At 68.2% G+C, this 14,403-nt stretch carries 16 protein-coding genes; 10 read left to right on the forward strand and 6 right to left on the reverse strand.

The genetic code is table 11. The features are described 5' to 3' along the window. From HF877_RS03670 to HF877_RS03685, 4 genes are read right to left on the reverse strand one after another with little or no spacing between them, the layout of a single operon-like run. Positions 1-1,305, reverse strand: coding sequence for a HAMP domain-containing sensor histidine kinase (locus HF877_RS03670; protein WP_169619822.1), 1,305 nt, complete (start codon positions 1,303-1,305; stop codon positions 1-3). Positions 1,306-1,317: 12 nt separating this feature from the next. Then, positions 1,318-2,001, reverse strand: coding sequence for a response regulator transcription factor (locus HF877_RS03675; RefSeq protein ID WP_169619823.1), 684 nt, complete (start codon positions 1,999-2,001; stop codon positions 1,318-1,320). 38 nt (positions 2,002-2,039) lie between these two features. Further along, entirely contained in the window at positions 2,040-2,603 is a 564-nt protein-coding gene (locus HF877_RS03680; protein ID WP_169619824.1) for a PH domain-containing protein, read from the reverse strand. A gap of 51 nt (positions 2,604-2,654) precedes the next feature. After that, positions 2,655-3,500, reverse strand: a complete 846-nt coding sequence (locus HF877_RS03685) for a biotin--[acetyl-CoA-carboxylase] ligase (protein ID WP_169619825.1) — start codon at positions 3,498-3,500, stop codon at positions 2,655-2,657. A gap of 116 nt (positions 3,501-3,616) precedes the next feature. Here HF877_RS03685 and HF877_RS03690 point away from each other — a divergent pair, with 116 nt between their 5' ends. The 5 genes from HF877_RS03690 to HF877_RS03710 all read left to right on the forward strand — a co-directional run bounded on the left by HF877_RS03690 (position 3,617) and on the right by HF877_RS03710 (position 7,711). Next, positions 3,617-5,257 (forward strand): acyl-CoA carboxylase subunit beta, encoded by a 1,641-nt coding sequence (locus tag HF877_RS03690; RefSeq protein ID WP_169619826.1) that lies wholly within the window; start codon positions 3,617-3,619, stop codon positions 5,255-5,257. 174 nt (positions 5,258-5,431) lie between these two features. Beyond that, positions 5,432-5,776, forward strand: coding sequence for an acyl-CoA carboxylase epsilon subunit (locus tag HF877_RS21605; RefSeq protein WP_169619827.1), 345 nt, complete (start codon positions 5,432-5,434; stop codon positions 5,774-5,776). Between the two features lies 1 nt (position 5,777). Further along, positions 5,778-6,440, forward strand: a complete 663-nt coding sequence (locus tag HF877_RS03700) for a Maf family nucleotide pyrophosphatase (protein WP_169619828.1) — start codon at positions 5,778-5,780, stop codon at positions 6,438-6,440. Between the two features lie 43 nt (positions 6,441-6,483). Further along, positions 6,484-7,068, forward strand: a complete 585-nt coding sequence (locus HF877_RS03705) for a hypothetical protein (protein WP_169619829.1) — start codon at positions 6,484-6,486, stop codon at positions 7,066-7,068. Position 7,069: 1 nt separating this feature from the next. Then, on the forward strand, positions 7,070-7,711 hold the full coding sequence (locus HF877_RS03710) for a DUF6308 family protein (RefSeq protein ID WP_169619830.1): 642 nt from the start codon (positions 7,070-7,072) through the stop codon (positions 7,709-7,711). A gap of 7 nt (positions 7,712-7,718) precedes the next feature. Here HF877_RS03710 and HF877_RS03715 read toward each other — a convergent pair whose 3' ends face one another. Further along, the gene (locus HF877_RS03715; RefSeq protein WP_169619831.1) at positions 7,719-8,087 is read right to left on the reverse strand and encodes a PLD nuclease N-terminal domain-containing protein; all 369 of its coding nucleotides are present in this window, start codon (positions 8,085-8,087) and stop codon (positions 7,719-7,721) included. A gap of 113 nt (positions 8,088-8,200) precedes the next feature. Then, positions 8,201-8,599 carry a group III truncated hemoglobin gene (locus HF877_RS03720; protein ID WP_169619832.1) on the reverse strand — a complete coding sequence of 133 codons (399 nt, stop codon included), beginning with the start codon at positions 8,597-8,599 and terminating at the stop codon, positions 8,201-8,203. A gap of 63 nt (positions 8,600-8,662) precedes the next feature. On the opposite strand from HF877_RS03720, the gene HF877_RS03725 reads away from it, so the two are divergent. From HF877_RS03725 to HF877_RS03745, 5 genes are all read left to right on the forward strand, one after another. Next, positions 8,663-9,556: a sulfurtransferase gene (locus HF877_RS03725; protein WP_169619833.1), complete on the forward strand. Its 894-nt coding sequence runs from the start codon at positions 8,663-8,665 to the stop codon at positions 9,554-9,556. Continuing rightward, entirely contained in the window at positions 9,553-9,966 is a 414-nt protein-coding gene (locus HF877_RS03730) for a SufE family protein (RefSeq protein WP_169619834.1), read from the forward strand. The genes HF877_RS03725 and HF877_RS03730 overlap by 4 nt, the downstream gene beginning before the upstream one ends. A gap of 22 nt (positions 9,967-9,988) precedes the next feature. Beyond that, the gene (locus HF877_RS03735) at positions 9,989-11,440 is read left to right on the forward strand and encodes a condensation domain-containing protein (protein ID WP_169619835.1); all 1,452 of its coding nucleotides are present in this window, start codon (positions 9,989-9,991) and stop codon (positions 11,438-11,440) included. 120 nt (positions 11,441-11,560) lie between these two features. Beyond that, the gene (locus tag HF877_RS03740; protein WP_169619836.1) at positions 11,561-13,351 is read left to right on the forward strand and encodes an acetyl/propionyl/methylcrotonyl-CoA carboxylase subunit alpha; all 1,791 of its coding nucleotides are present in this window, start codon (positions 11,561-11,563) and stop codon (positions 13,349-13,351) included. Positions 13,352-13,584: 233 nt separating this feature from the next. Further along, a complete protein-coding gene (locus tag HF877_RS03745; protein WP_169619837.1) occupies positions 13,585-14,394 on the forward strand; it encodes an MHYT domain-containing protein in 810 nt (269 codons plus the stop codon). Positions 14,395-14,403 lie beyond the last annotated feature (9 nt).

The following is a 14,403-nucleotide window of genomic DNA, read 5'->3' on the forward strand; positions in this document are numbered from 1 at the left end:
TCATCTCGGTTCCCGGAGTCGGCTCTCCGGCACCGCATGATCTTTGCTCGCACCGAGGAACAACGCGAACAGAGCGGGTCTGCGACGTTGCAATTCGAGACGCCCGCCGTCCGCTTCGACCAGCGCCCGTGCCAGTGCCAGACCCAGTCCGGTCGAGCCGCCACCGGAGAAGCCGCGGTCGAAGATATGCGGTACCAGGTCGTCGGACACTCCCTCGCCTTCGTCGCTGACCTCGACGCACACCGTCGAATCACCGCGCGTGGCGACGTAGCGCACCGAGACCGTGCACGTTCCGCCACCGTGGACGAGTGCGTTGTCGACGAGCACCGCGACCGCTTCACGCAACCGCGATCCCGTCACCGACGAGCGCAACGACGGGTCGCCACTCAGCACCAGTTCGCGGCCGGCCTCCTGGAACGGGCCCCGCCAATCCGCGATCACGCCGGTGAGGTCGCCCACCACCGAGACCTCGGTGCGGAGTTCGGCGGCGCTGTTGCGGGACTGCCGGACCAGATCGGTGATCGCAGCGGTCAGCCGGTCCACCTGTGCCATCGCGGCCTCGGCCTCCTCGACGACCGCCGGGTCGTCGTGGGTGGACAGTTCGTCGAGACGCAGCCGGATCGCCGTCATGCGCGACCGCAACTGGTGGGAGACGTCGCCGACCAGGCCGTGCTCGCGCTGGAGGCGGTTGGAGATCTCGACGGCTGCGGCGTCCAGCACGTCGGACACGCGATCGAGTTCCGGAATTCCGTGCCGCCGCGGGACCGGCCGGAAATCACCTTCGGCCAACCGGGCCGCGCGACGTGCCGCGTCCCGAAGGGGGTCGGCGAGCCGTCGGGCGGTCGCCACCGCTACGAGTGCGCCGACGGCGACGGACAGCAGCACGAGCAATGTCACGGCCGCGAGCACCTGCTGCTGAAGAGTGCGCAGGCTCTCCGACGGAACCTCGATCCGCAGCGAACCCGAAGTGCCCATCGAGAGCGACTCCACGATCGGGGACTCCACGACGGGAGCCCCGATGTCGAGGCGCGCCGCAACGTTCTCCGGGGTGGGGTAGACCACCACGACCCGGCCGTCGGCGGGAACGAGAAGGCGCAGGGAACTGGTGTCGAGGCCGCCGACCACGAGGCCGCCGGTGCCCTCCTGCGCGATGATCTCGTCGGCCATCCGCCCGAGACGGTCCTGTAGGTCGCGCCGTGCCGTGTCCTCCACGAAGAGGTAGGCCGTATAGGCGAGCGGAACACCGAGCAGGAGGGCGACGAGCAGAACGGTGGCCATCACCGCATTGAGGATGCGACTACGCACGTGCGCGGGCCGCTAGTCGGTATTCAAACGGAAACCGACGCCGCGCACCGTCGCGATGCGTCGTTCACCTGCGGGTCCCTCGTCGCCGATCTTGCGACGCAGCCACGACATATGCATGTCGAGGGTCTTGGACCCCCGGAGATCGGTGTCACCCCAGACCTCTTCGAGGATGATGTCGCGCGAGACCACCTGCCCCGCGTGTTCGAGCAGGACCCTCAGCAACTCGTATTCCTTGTTGGCGAGCGCGACCTCGGACCCGTCGACGAGGACCCGCCGGGCGGCTCGTTCGAGCCGGATCCCCGACACGTCGACGATATCGTCCTGCTCGCCCGAGCCCCGGCGCCGCAGCAATGCGCGGACCCGCGCCATCAGTTCGGCGAGCCGGAACGGCTTGCCGACGTAGTCGTCGGCGCCCGCGTCGAGCCCGACGACGAAGTCGACTTCGTCGGTCCGGGCGGTGAGCATGAGGACGGCCAGCTCGGACCGGTCCGCGCGGATCTGACGGCACACTTCCAGACCGTCCATACCGGGTAGGCCCAGATCGAGGATGAGGAGGTCGTAGTCGCCGGAGAGTGCGCGTTCGAGTGCCACCGGACCGCTGTGTTCGACTGTCACGTCGTAACCCTCGCGGCCGAGCGCGCGCGAAAGCGGTGCCGCGATGGCGTCGTCGTCTTCGGCGAGTAGTACGGCAGTCACGGAATTCAGCGTACGGATCGATGGCCCGGTTGTCGGGATTACCACGCTTTGCGGTGGGTGTCCTCTTCGTGCGGATGCCGCGCGGGGCGGTTTTCCGCCGCCGTGCGGTCGTGCGCGTCGAACGCCTGCTGGTAGAGCAGGGCGTGGACCTGCCGCACCTCGGGAATGTCGTCGAACTCGAGCGGATCGTCGGCAGCCGAGACCACCACGAGGGTTCCGGTGCGGAGCATCCGGTCGACGAGGCCGTGCCGGAACTGGACATTGCTGATCCGGCCCATGGGGATGTCGATTCCCGTGTGCGTGAGGACACCGGTGCGAACCAGCACGCGCCGGTCGGTGACGATGAAATGCGTGCTGAGCCAGCTCACGAGCGGAACGAGGGAGCGCCACACCACGACCGCGAGCCACAGCAGCACGACCGCCACGCTCAGGACGGTCGCTGCGGCACCGTCGAGCCGAGCCGCGACGACGCCCAGCAGGAAGCCGGCGAGCGGCGTCGCGACGAGGAGGATTGCGGCCGGAACGATCAACGCCTTCCAGTGCGGATGACGGTGGAGCAGCAACTCTTCCCCTGGTGCCAGCGCGTCGTCGGGATATCCCATGGCGCCCACGATGGCACACGCCGGTGACCGACCGCCTCGTCGGCGTGGTTGTCAGGCGGGACGCAGGTGCGTGATGTCCCCCGCGGCCACGGCCACCGTGTCGCCGCCGCCGTCGGGCCGGATCACGAGACGGCCCTGGTCGTCCACGTCCACGGCGACGCCGCGCAGTTCGGTGTCGCCCGGGAGCACCGCCCGTACCTGCTGCCCGATCGTGCCGCAGCGCTCGCGATACGCAGCGGCGGGCCCCGCCGTGTTCCAGCCCGCGCGCGCCCACGCACGGATCCGGTCGGCGAACGCGGCCAGCAGCGTCTCCGCGAGCAGCGTCCGGTCGAGATCGCCGGCGTCCTCGAGCAACAACGACGTGGCGGTCGGAACGGGCAGTTCCTCCGCCGTGAGGGTCACGTTGACCCCGACGCCGACGACGGCCACCGGCTCGGGTGAGGTGGACGCCACCTCCACGAGGATCCCCGCGAGTTTCCGGCCGCCGACCAGCACGTCGTTCGGCCATTTGAGCTGTGCCGGGACCCCGCCGACCGAGCGCACGGCGTCGACGGTGGCGATCCCGGCGATCAGCGGCAGCCACCCGAGGTCGCGCAGGGGGCACCCGGGCAGGCGCAGGAGCACCGAGACGATGACCTGGGCTCCCGGCACACCGTTCCAGGTACGCGAGTGCCGGCCGCGTCCACCGCTCTGGAACTCCGCCAGCAGCGCGCGGCGGTCGGCGCCCGTTCCTGCGACGGCGAGCAGGTCCGCGTTGGTCGAGCCGGTCTCGTCCACGACGTCGAGCCGGGTGTAGAACGCGCCGCTCTCTGCCGCGGTGAGGGCGCTGCGCAGACGAGCCACGTCGAGGGGTGCGCGCAGGGAAGCGAGATCTGGCGTTTTGCGGTTTCCGGCCATGCGCCCAGCCTAGGGTGGGTCGAAATTCCCTACCCGCCGGTAGGTCCAGTTCAATAATTCAACACAACCGGGACCGGCGCGGCACAGGCATGTGACGCTCGCTAAGCTGACTGCCCATGACCACTGTCCAGGAGCCCTCCGCGTCCGAGGCGGCGAGTACGCCCGATATTCACACCACCGCCGGCAAGCTCGCCGACCTGCGCAATCGTCAGGCCACGGCTCAGGCTCCCGTCGGTGAGGCCGCCATCGAGAAGGTGCACGCCAAGGGCAAGCTGACCGCCCGCGAGCGCATCACCGCGTTGCTCGACGAAGGTTCGTTCGTCGAACTCGATGCTCTCGCCCGCCATCGCAGCACGAACTTCGGCCTGGCCGAGAACCGCCCCGTCGGCGACGGTGTCGTCACCGGCTACGGCACGATCGACGGCCGCGACGTCTGCGTCTTCTCTCAGGACGCCACGGTCTTCGGTGGCAGCCTCGGCGAGGTCTACGGCGAGAAGATCGTCAAGGTCATGGATCTCGCGGTCCGCACCGGTCGTCCCCTGGTCGGTATCAACGAAGGTGCCGGCGCGCGCATCCAGGAAGGTGTCGTCTCGCTCGGACTGTACGGCGAGATCTTCCACCGCAACGTGCAGGCCTCCGGCGTCATCCCGCAGATCTCCCTCATCATGGGCCCCGCCGCGGGCGGTCACGTGTACTCCCCCGCGCTGACGGACTTCGTCGTCATGGTCGACAAGACCAGCCAGATGTTCGTCACCGGCCCCGACGTCATCAAGACCGTCACGGGCGAAGACGTCACGATGGAAGACCTCGGCGGCGCACACACCCACATGGTCAAGTCGGGTGTCGCGCACTACGTCGCAGAGGGTGAGCAGGACGCGCTCGACTACGTCCGCGACCTGCTGTCGTACCTGCCGAGCAACAACCAGGCTGCTGCCCCGCGTAGCGCCCCGACCGATCCGATCGACGGCGCGATCGAGGATTCGCTCACCGACGAGGACCTCGAGCTCGACACGATCATCCCCGACTCGGCGAACCAGCCGTACGACATGCACGAGGTCATCCGCCGTCTCCTCGACGACGACGAGTTCCTCGAGGTCCAGGCGGAGCGCGCCCGGAACATCATCATCGGCTTCGGCCGCATCGACGGCCGCAGCGTCGGCATCGTCGCCAACCAGCCGACCCAGTTCGCAGGCTGCCTGGACATCGACGCCTCCGAGAAGGCCGCCCGCTTCGTGCGCACGTGCGACGCCTTCAACGTCCCGATCATCACGCTCGTGGACGTCCCCGGCTTCCTGCCCGGCACCGAGCAGGAGTTCAACGGCATTATTCGCCGCGGCGCGAAACTGCTGTACGCGTACGGCGAGGCGACGGTCGGCAAGATCACCGTCATCACCCGCAAGGCGTACGGCGGCGCGTACGACGTCATGGGCTCCAAGCACATGGGCGCCGACGTCAACCTCGCGTGGCCGACCGCGCAGATCGCCGTGATGGGCGCATCCGGAGCCGTGGGATTCGTCTACCGCAAGCAGCTCAAGGACGCCGCCGCAGCCGGCGAGGACGTCGATGCGTTGCGCCTGCAGTTGCAGAACGAATACGAGGACACCCTCGTCAACCCGTACATCGCGGCCGAGCGCGGATATGTCGACGCGGTCATCCCGCCGTCGCACACCCGCGGGCAGATCGTCTCCGCGCTGCGACTGCTCGAGCGGAAGATGGTTTCGCTCCCGCCGAAGAAGCACGGAAACATTCCCCTGTGACGGTTCGCGACGGAGTGCGTGCGCGTCCCGCCGGTGACACCGGCGGGACGCGGTCGCGCACCCGTCGCCACGACCCGAACGGCGTAGCACGCCGCAGGTGGCGTGCGATGACCTCAACGAGAGGACCCACATGACAGCGACCCAGTTCGCGGCAGCGCACGCGGGTGGCGCGCAGTGACCGCGACGGCAGAGGACAAGATCATCACCGACGCGGAGTTCGACGAAGCGACCGACGCCGCGCTCGGCGAAGCCACCGACGGGCAGGCTCCCGAACCGGCCGGCCGGCAGTCCCCGGCGGAAACGCCGGAGCCTGCCGCAGAACCGGCCGTCGCTCTGCGCATCGTCAAGGGCAACCCCTCCGACGAGGAGGTCGCGGCCCTGGTCTCCGTGCTCGCGGCGGCTGCGGCGTCCGTGGCTCCCGCAGGAGACACCACGCCGGCCGAGACATGGGGCGACCCGACGCGCATGCACCGCCAGCGGGCTCCGTTCTCCCCGTACTCGTACCCGAACCGGCTCTGACGTGCCGCGCTTGGTGCTGGCGTCGGCTTCCCCGGCCCGCCTGTCGGTGCTGCACGCGGCCGGAGTCAAGCCGCTCGTCCACGTCTCCGGTGTGGACGAGGACGCCGTCGTCTCGGCACTCGAGCCCGGTACGGCCCCGGCGGCCGTCGTCACAGCACTCGCTCGCGAGAAAGCCGCTGCGATCCTGCCGGTCCTCGAGGAAAGCGGACTCAAGGACGCGGTGGTCATCGGTTGCGACTCGATGCTCCTCGTCGACGGTGTGCTGCAAGGCAAGCCCGGTACAACCGATGTGGCGCGTGAACGCTGGCACATGATGGCGGGTCGCAGCGCGGAACTGCTCACGGGACACAGCGTGCTGCGGGTCCACGACGGTGAACTCGTTGCCGAGGCATCCGACCACAGCGGCACCGTTGTCCATTTCGGCACCCCGACCGAAGAGGAACTCGAGACCTACCTCGAGAGCGGAGAGCCGCTCGAGGTGGCGGGAGCGTTCACCCTCGACGGTCTCGGCGGCTGGTTCATCGACAGCATCGAAGGCGATCCGTCGTCTGTCGTCGGTATCGGACTGCCCCTCGTGCGCACGCTTCTTGCCCGGGTCGGCATCTCGGTTGCGCAGTTGTGGACCGAGAACGCGGCCATCCCGATCGAGGCTCTCGAAAACTGAGCGAATTTCCGGACCATCCCCATCACCGAATCCGAGGACGGTCATGAACGACATCGCGGGGTCCGCGACCCAAGAAAGCTTCGTCCTGCTGAGCCAGGATCCCTTCTTCGACGTGGTCGTCGATCTGGTGGCCGGGTACCTGGCCTCCGCGTTCGACGATCCGGCGGACCATGAAGTGTCCGGGTGGACGCTGACCTGCCTTCCGTCCGCGGGCAGAACCGCAGACCACCAGCGGCTGTTCACGCTCGCGATCGGCCCGATGGAAGTCCTGCACGTCGAGCGGTACACGGAAGACGGGGAGACCGTCGATTACCGCACGGTGCTCACGACGTCCACTTCCGCGTTGATCCAGCAGACCGGTTCCTCGCTGGACCAGTTGTCGATGCGGTATCCGCTGCTGAAGTTCCACGACTCGGACAACGCCGCCGCGCACGGCGACGCGGTGGTCGTCGACTGGTTTCTCAGCGACGACGGCGCCGACGAACAGTTCTTCGCACTTCCGCTCGACGAGACCACCATCGGCCCTCTGGCCGAGCGTCTGGCCGACCAAGGCGCGGGTCCGTATGAGGAGTATCACAATCGGTGGTTCGCGCAGCACGTCCTCGGCGTCATGACCGAAGAAGCCTGACGTGCCGATCCGGCTGCCCAAGGTGCTCGCCGGCCGGGACGACGCGCCGGCACTCGACGTGCTGGAGCGTTATTTCCGAGTGCCGCTGCGGAAGACCGGCCGGCTCCGGAGCGGCGCGCTCTGGGACGAGTGGGATTCGACCGGCACCCGGCAACGCGACGCCGACGTCTTCACCGCCGACGACCTCGTCGCCGTCACGTTTCTCTCGGTCGAGGTCTCGCCCGACGGCGCCGACATCGTGCTCCGGGAACGCCGCGACGAGTTCGCCGAGTTGCTGGCGGCGATCGGTCCGGACCGCGATCTCGCTGAGGAAGCAGACGAGATGACGCCCCGTTCCCCTGCGTGGCAACTGGAGACGGCGTTGTGGACGGTGCCGAGCATCGGACGCACGGTCGCGTCGAAGCTGATCGCCCGGAAGCGGCCCCGGCTCTACCCGATCTACGATCGCGTCGTGGGCGAGGTGCTCGACACCAAGCAGGCGCATCTCGAGCCGATCCGGCAAGCGTTGCGGCACAACGACGGTGAGCTACAGGCACGCCTCGTCGGGCTGCGGGAGCGGGCCGGATTGCCGGACGCGGTGCCGGCCCTGCGGGTGCTCGATGTGCTCGCGTGGATGCAACTGAAGGCGCCCGTCTCCCACTGAGCGGCGCTCATGCCCCGGCGCCGCCCTCGCGTTCCAGCCGGCGCTTCTCCTGCTCCCTGGCCACGCGGCGTTGCTGTTCTGCGCGTTCGCGGCAGCGCCGGAGGAACTCCTCGTCGGTTTCGGGCTGCTGCCCCGCCTGCCGCCCGGGCCGGTTGTATTCGGGGAACGTCGACGCAGGCCTTTGCGTCCGCGACCGGTCGACCCCGTCCGGCCGTCCGACGAGCAACCACAGCACCGAGCCGACCAGTGGCAGAAGGATCACGACCATCAGCCACAGCGGCTTGGGCAGGTGCCGCACCTCGTGCTCGTCGGCACGGATCAGGTCTATCAGGCACGCCACCCACACGATCATCACGATCAACCCGAAATACGGCATTCCCGCACACCCCTGTATGTCGCCGCCGGCCGCCCCGGATCGGTTCGTCTGTTAAGCACTACCGCGTCTGCTGGTCCCTGCCGTGTCTGCTCGTCACGGCGTCCGCGCGGATATTACGACATATCGACCTTCAGCGAGCGGGCGAGCGACCGTGCCATCGCCTCGGCTTTGATCTTGGCACGGTCGGCATTCGTCCCCGCGAACAGCGCGTCGACGTTCTCGATCCACAACGCGAGCCAGCGCTCGAACCGGGCGGATGTCAGGCCGTGGTGGCCGTGCAGCGCGCGGTGGACGGGGATGAACGCTCCGTCGTAACGCGTGGTGCGGAACAGGATCTGTTCCCAGAAGTCGCCGACGACGACGAGGTGTTCGTCGAGCCCGACGACGGCGAGAACGTCGAATACCGGCGCGAGCAGCGGATCGGCCGTCGCACGCTCGTAGAACCGCCGCACCAGCACGTCGATGTCGGCACGGCAGCCGAGATCGGCGTGGCGGGATCGACTGCGAGTCACGTGCTCGAACGCTACCGCCTAGAATCGACTGCGCACCTGCCACCACTGCCCCAGGAGCTCTTAGTGCCCGTCGCACCCGATAGCAACTCGTCGTTCGCCGCCTACGCGGATCCCGCTCGTCTCGTGTCGACCGAGTGGCTCTCGGCGCACCTCGGGCATCCCGAGATGAAGGTCGTCGAATCCGACGAAGACGTGCTGCTCTACGACGTCGGGCACATTCCGGGCGCCGTGAAGATCGACTGGCATCTCGACCTCAACGATCCGGTGACGCGCGACTACATCGACGGCGAGCAGTTCGCGGCGCTGATGGATCGCAAGGGCATCCGCCGCACCGACACCGTCGTGATCTACGGCGACAAGTCGAACTGGTGGGCCGCCTACGCACTGTGGGTGTTCACGCTCTTCGGTCACGAGGACGTCCGCCTGCTCGACGGTGGCCGCGACGCGTGGATCTCCGAGAACCGCGACACCACCCTCGAAATCCCGTCGGCCACGACGAGCGGCTACCCCGTCGTCGAACGCAACGACACCCCGATCCGCGCATTCAAGGACGACGTCCTCTCCCACCTCGGACGCGTTCCGCTCGTGGATGTCCGGTCGCCGCAGGAGTACACCGGCGAGCGCACCCACATGCCCGACTACCCGGAGGAAGGCGCCCTGCGCGGCGGTCACATCCCCACCGCGGTCTCCATTCCGTGGGCGAAGGCCGCTGCTCCGGACGGACGTTTCCGCTCCCGCGCCGAACTCGACGAGATCTACTCGGGTGTCGACAAGGACGCCGATGTCATCGCGTACTGCCGGATCGGCGAGCGGTCCAGCCACACCTGGTTCGTGCTCACGCACCTGCTCGGTTACCCGCATGTACGCAACTACGACGGTTCGTGGACGGAATGGGGCAACGCGGTGCGCGTGCCGATCGTCCAGGGCGACGAGCCGGGAACAGCGCCGGTCGCATGAGTATTCCCGCACCTCTCGCCGAGATCGTCGACGACTTCGCCGCCGTCGAGGGTCAGGACAAGCTACAGCTCCTGCTCGAGTTCAGCCGGGAACTGCCGCCGCTCCCACCGGAGCTCGAAGAGGCGGCGATGGAGCCTGTGCCCGAGTGCCAGTCGCCGCTGTTCCTCTCCGTCGACGCCGCGGACCCCTCCAGCGTGACACTGCATTTCAGTGCTCCCGCCGAGGCTCCGACCACGCGCGGATTCGCGTCGATCCTGCACCAGGGGCTGGACGGCCTCAGCGCGAAAGAGATCCTCGACGTGCCGGACGACTTCTACTCCGCGCTCGGCTTGGCCGCCGTCGTGAGCCCGTTGAGGTTGCGCGGCATGAGCGCCATGCTGTCGCGCATCAAACGTCACCTCCGCTCCTGAGTCCTGCGGAACCGCGAGTTCGATGCAATTCACCGAGTTGGCCGACTACCCGATCTCGGCGGGGGTCCTGACCGAATGGCTGCCGTGCGCAGAAGACGACGCCTGGCAGCAGGACTCGCGTCCGGCCTCCTACATCCACGAGGCGCACCTGCGGCGTTCGAGTGGCGCCCGTTACGGCGGGGGCCGGGAATCCTGGCTGGGCACCGCTTTCGAGATCGACGGTGAGATCGACACCGAGAAGTTCCGCCGCGCGCTGGAACGGTGGATCGACCGGCACGAGCCGTTGCGCAGCCATACCCGCCTGACCGGATCCGATCGTGCGGAGAGTCCGATCATCCGGCGTACCGCACCCCCGGGCAGGATCTCCCTCCGTTCCATCCGCCACGACCCCAGCGATCCCGACACCATCCGCGATCACCTCCACGGGTTGTTCGACGACTACACGACGCCTCATCTGTGGCCCGCGTACGTCTTCGCGACGCTCGAACGGCTCCCGGGCGACTCGTCCGGGTTCTCCGGCACTGCACCGTGTTTCACGGTTTTCTTCGGAGCCGACCACTCCATCATCGACGGGTATTCGATCGTGTTGGTGGCGCACGAGATCACCGCCCTGTACGAGGAGGAGCGGACGGGCCGCCCCGCCGAACTGTTCCCCGTCGGCAGCTACATCGATTTCGGCGCCGCCGAACGCGACGGTTCCGAGCGACTCGACGACAAGCACGAAGCCGTGCGCATCTGGCAGCACACCCTGAAAGTGTGCGGCGGGCACGCGCCGTCGTTCCCGCTCCCGATCGGCCCTCGCCCGCCGCACACCGTCGCGCAGCAGGGTGCGGTGGAACGCTGGTTCGACGACAAGCAGGCGTCCGTGTTCGCGGCGCGGTGTCAGGACTCGGGCGCGGGCTTCTTCGCGGGCGTACTCGCATGCCTGGGGCAGGCGACCCGGGAATTGGCGGGCGTCGACAATTTTCGCGTCGTCGCGCCCGCCCATACCCGGACGGGCCCGATGTGGGCGGGCGCACTCGGCTGGTTCGTCGGAGTGAGCCCGATCGACCTGGACCTCACGGGCACAACGGATTTCGACACGCTCACCGCCCGCGCCGCGCGCGAATTGCGCCGCACCCGCGCCAGCGCTCGCGTGCCGTTCGACCGTGTCGGCGAACTGCTCGGCGTGCCCATCCGCCCGCGGTTCGTCGTGTCCTACATGGATGTGCGCTTCGTTCCGATGGCCGCCCAGTGGCCGGAGTGGAACGCTCGCGCGCTGCGCAGCCGGAGCTTCGCCCACGACGTCTACATCTGGATCAACCGGACCCCCGAGGGCCTGAACATGTCCGCTCGCTTCCCCGACAATCCGGTCGCGGCCGCGAACGTTCTCCGCTTCCTGCACCGGACACGCGAACTGATGCACGACGTGGTGGCTTCCTCTGCACCGAGCTCCGGAGCCCCTGATCGGGACGTCCCACCTACCGGCGAGTAGCGTTGCACGCTCAGGTGGGCACCGTAATGTGTAGACGCCATCCGGTTACATCGTCTAGCGGATTGGTGCTTAGACTGCCGCTTGACGGAAATAACCTAACGATCGATAGCAGGAGGCTCCGTGCCCAGTCATGCCAGCGCGCAGATCACGAAGGTGCTCGTCGCGAACCGCGGCGAAATCGCTGTGCGGGTCATCCGCGCGGCGAAGGATGCGGGGTACGGCAGTGTCGCTGTCTACGCTGAGCCGGACGCCGATGCACAGTTCGTGAAGCTCGCAGACGAGGCGTTCGCGCTCGGTGGCACCACTTCGGCCGAGTCCTACCTGGTGTTCGACAAGATCCTCGACGCTGCGGCCAAGTCCGGCGCCGACGCGATCCACCCCGGCTACGGCTTCCTGTCGGAGAACGCCGACTTCGCCCAGGCTGTCATCGACGCGGGCCTGATCTGGATCGGCCCCTCCCCGCAGTCCATCCGCGACCTCGGCGACAAGGTCACCGCCCGGCACATCGCCGAGCGCGCGAAGGCCCCGATGGCGGCCGGCACCAAGGACCCCGTCAAGAACGCCGACGAGGTCGTCGAGTTCGCGAAGCAGTACGGCGTGCCCGTTGCGATCAAGGCAGCCTTCGGCGGCGGCGGTCGCGGCATGAAGGTCGCGCAGACCATCGAGGAAATCCCCGAACTGTTCGAGTCGGCTACCCGCGAGGCCATCGCAGCCTTCGGCCGCGGTGAGTGCTTCGTCGAGCAGTACCTCGACAAGGCCCGCCACGTCGAGGCCCAGGTCCTCGCCGATCAGCACGGCAACGTCATCGTCGCCGGCACCCGCGACTGCTCGCTGCAGCGTCGCTTCCAGAAGCTTGTCGAGGAGGCCCCCGCGCCGTTCCTCACCGACGACCAGCGTGCCCGCATCCACGCTTCGGCCAAGGCGATCTGCAAGGAGGCCGGTTACTACGGCGCCGGCACGGTCGAATACCTGGTGCAGGGCGACACCGTCTCCTTCCTCGAGGTCAACACCCGACTGCAGGTCGAGCACCCCGTCACCGAGGAAACCGCAGGCATCGACCTGGTGCGCCAGCAGTTCCGCATCGCCAACGGTGAGGAACTCGAGATCAAGGAAGATCCGACTCCGCGCGGCCACTCCTTCGAGTTCCGCATCAACGGCGAGGACGCCGGCCGTGGCTTCATGCCCGCCCCCGGCCCCATCACCGTCTACCGCGAGCCGACGGGCCCCGGCGTGCGCGTCGACTCCGGTGTCGTCCAGGGCGACGTCATCGGCGGCCAGTTCGACTCGATGCTCGCGAAGCTGATCGTCACCGGCGAGAACCGCGAGCAGGCGCTGCAGCGCGCGGCACGCGCGCTCGCCGAGTTCGAGGTCGACGGTCTGGCCACCGTCATCCCGTTCCACCGCCACATCGTCGAGAACCCCGCGTTCGTCGGCGACGGCGAGAAGTTCGACGTCTACACCAAGTGGATCGAGAACGACTGGGACAACACCATCGAGCCGTTCACCCCGGGTGGTGCGGTCGAGGACGAGGACGAGGTCCTGCCGCGTCAGAACGTCGTCGTCGAGGTCGGCGGACGTCGCGTCGAGGTGTCGCTTCCCGGCCAGTTCTCTCTCGGCAGCGGCGGTGGCGCCCCCGGCGTCGTCCGCAAGAAGCCGAAGGCCCGCAAGCGCGGCGGCGGCCAGGGTGGCAAGGCATCCGGCGACGCGGTCACCGCGCCGATGCAGGGCACCGTGGTCAAGGTTGCCGTGACCGAAGGACAGGAAGTCGCCGAGGGCGACCTCATCGCCGTCCTCGAAGCCATGAAGATGGAGAACCCCGTCACGGCGCACAAGGCCGGCGTCGTCACCGGCCTCACGGTCGAGCCGGGCTCCGCCATCACGCAGGGCACGGTCCTCGCCGAACTCAAGTAGCACCAGCACGTCTCGAGGGGCCCCCACACCGCATCGTCGGTGCGGGGGCCTCCGTCATATGCGCACGTGACCGGTTCCACACCTCGCCGTGGGACTTCGGACCTATCGGCGTGGGGCATTGTGACCTATTCTCTTCGAGACTGTCGGGGTCGTTGTCGCTGTCCAATCCATGCGCGGCACGCAGCCCCTGCATGCCGTGGAGGGGCCCGTGCCGCCCTCCGTCAAGGGGACGTATGTCGCACGAACTCCACCACTTCTCCATGGGAATGTGGCTCTTCGCTCTCGGCTGGTTCGCCTCAGCCGTCGGGTGTTACGCAGGTTTGACCTGCGCCCGCCACGCCACGCGGGTCGCCCGGTCCCGGGCACGCTGGACCTTCCTCGCGAGCGTCGCGATCGGCGGCGTCGGCATCTGGCTGATGCACTTCATCGGAATGATGGGCTTCTCGCTTCCGGGATCGCCGGTCAGGTACGCGTTGGCGCCGACCCTGCTCTCCGTCGCTCTGGCGATCGGCGCGACATGGTTCGGACTGTGGATCCTGCAGGCGGATGTGCGACGGTTGCGGTCGTGGTCGCCGGGTGAACGACTGGCCGTGGGAGGCGTGGTGATGGGCCTCGCGGTCGCGGCCATGCACTACGCCGGAATGTCGGCGGTGCGGGTACAGGGAGAACTCGAACAACAGAGTCCGTACATCGCTGGATCGGTGCTGATCGGGGTGGTCGCCTCACTCACCGCGCTGTGGCTGTCGGGTGCGGCGGAGAGTGCGGCGATGCGCGTCGTGGCGGCGGCCGTCATGGCCTCCGCGGTGGTCGCGCTGCACTACACCGGCATGGCCGGGGTGGCAGTGCACGTGCTGCCGGACGCGCCCGAACCCACCGGGATGACCGTGATGTCGCTGATGTTCCCGGGGTTCATCGCAGGTTTCGTCGTCCTCGGCGCGATCGTGCTGCTGCTGCTGGCGTCACCGAGCCACGATGATCTGCGCGCCGAGGCCGAGATCGCAGCCTGGGATTCGGGCACGCCCCGCACGTCCGATCTCCACTAGTCTGGACCC

The organism is Rhodococcus sp. BL-253-APC-6A1W (genome assembly GCF_012843405.1).
Lineage (GTDB): Bacteria > Actinomycetota > Actinomycetes > Mycobacteriales > Mycobacteriaceae > Rhodococcus.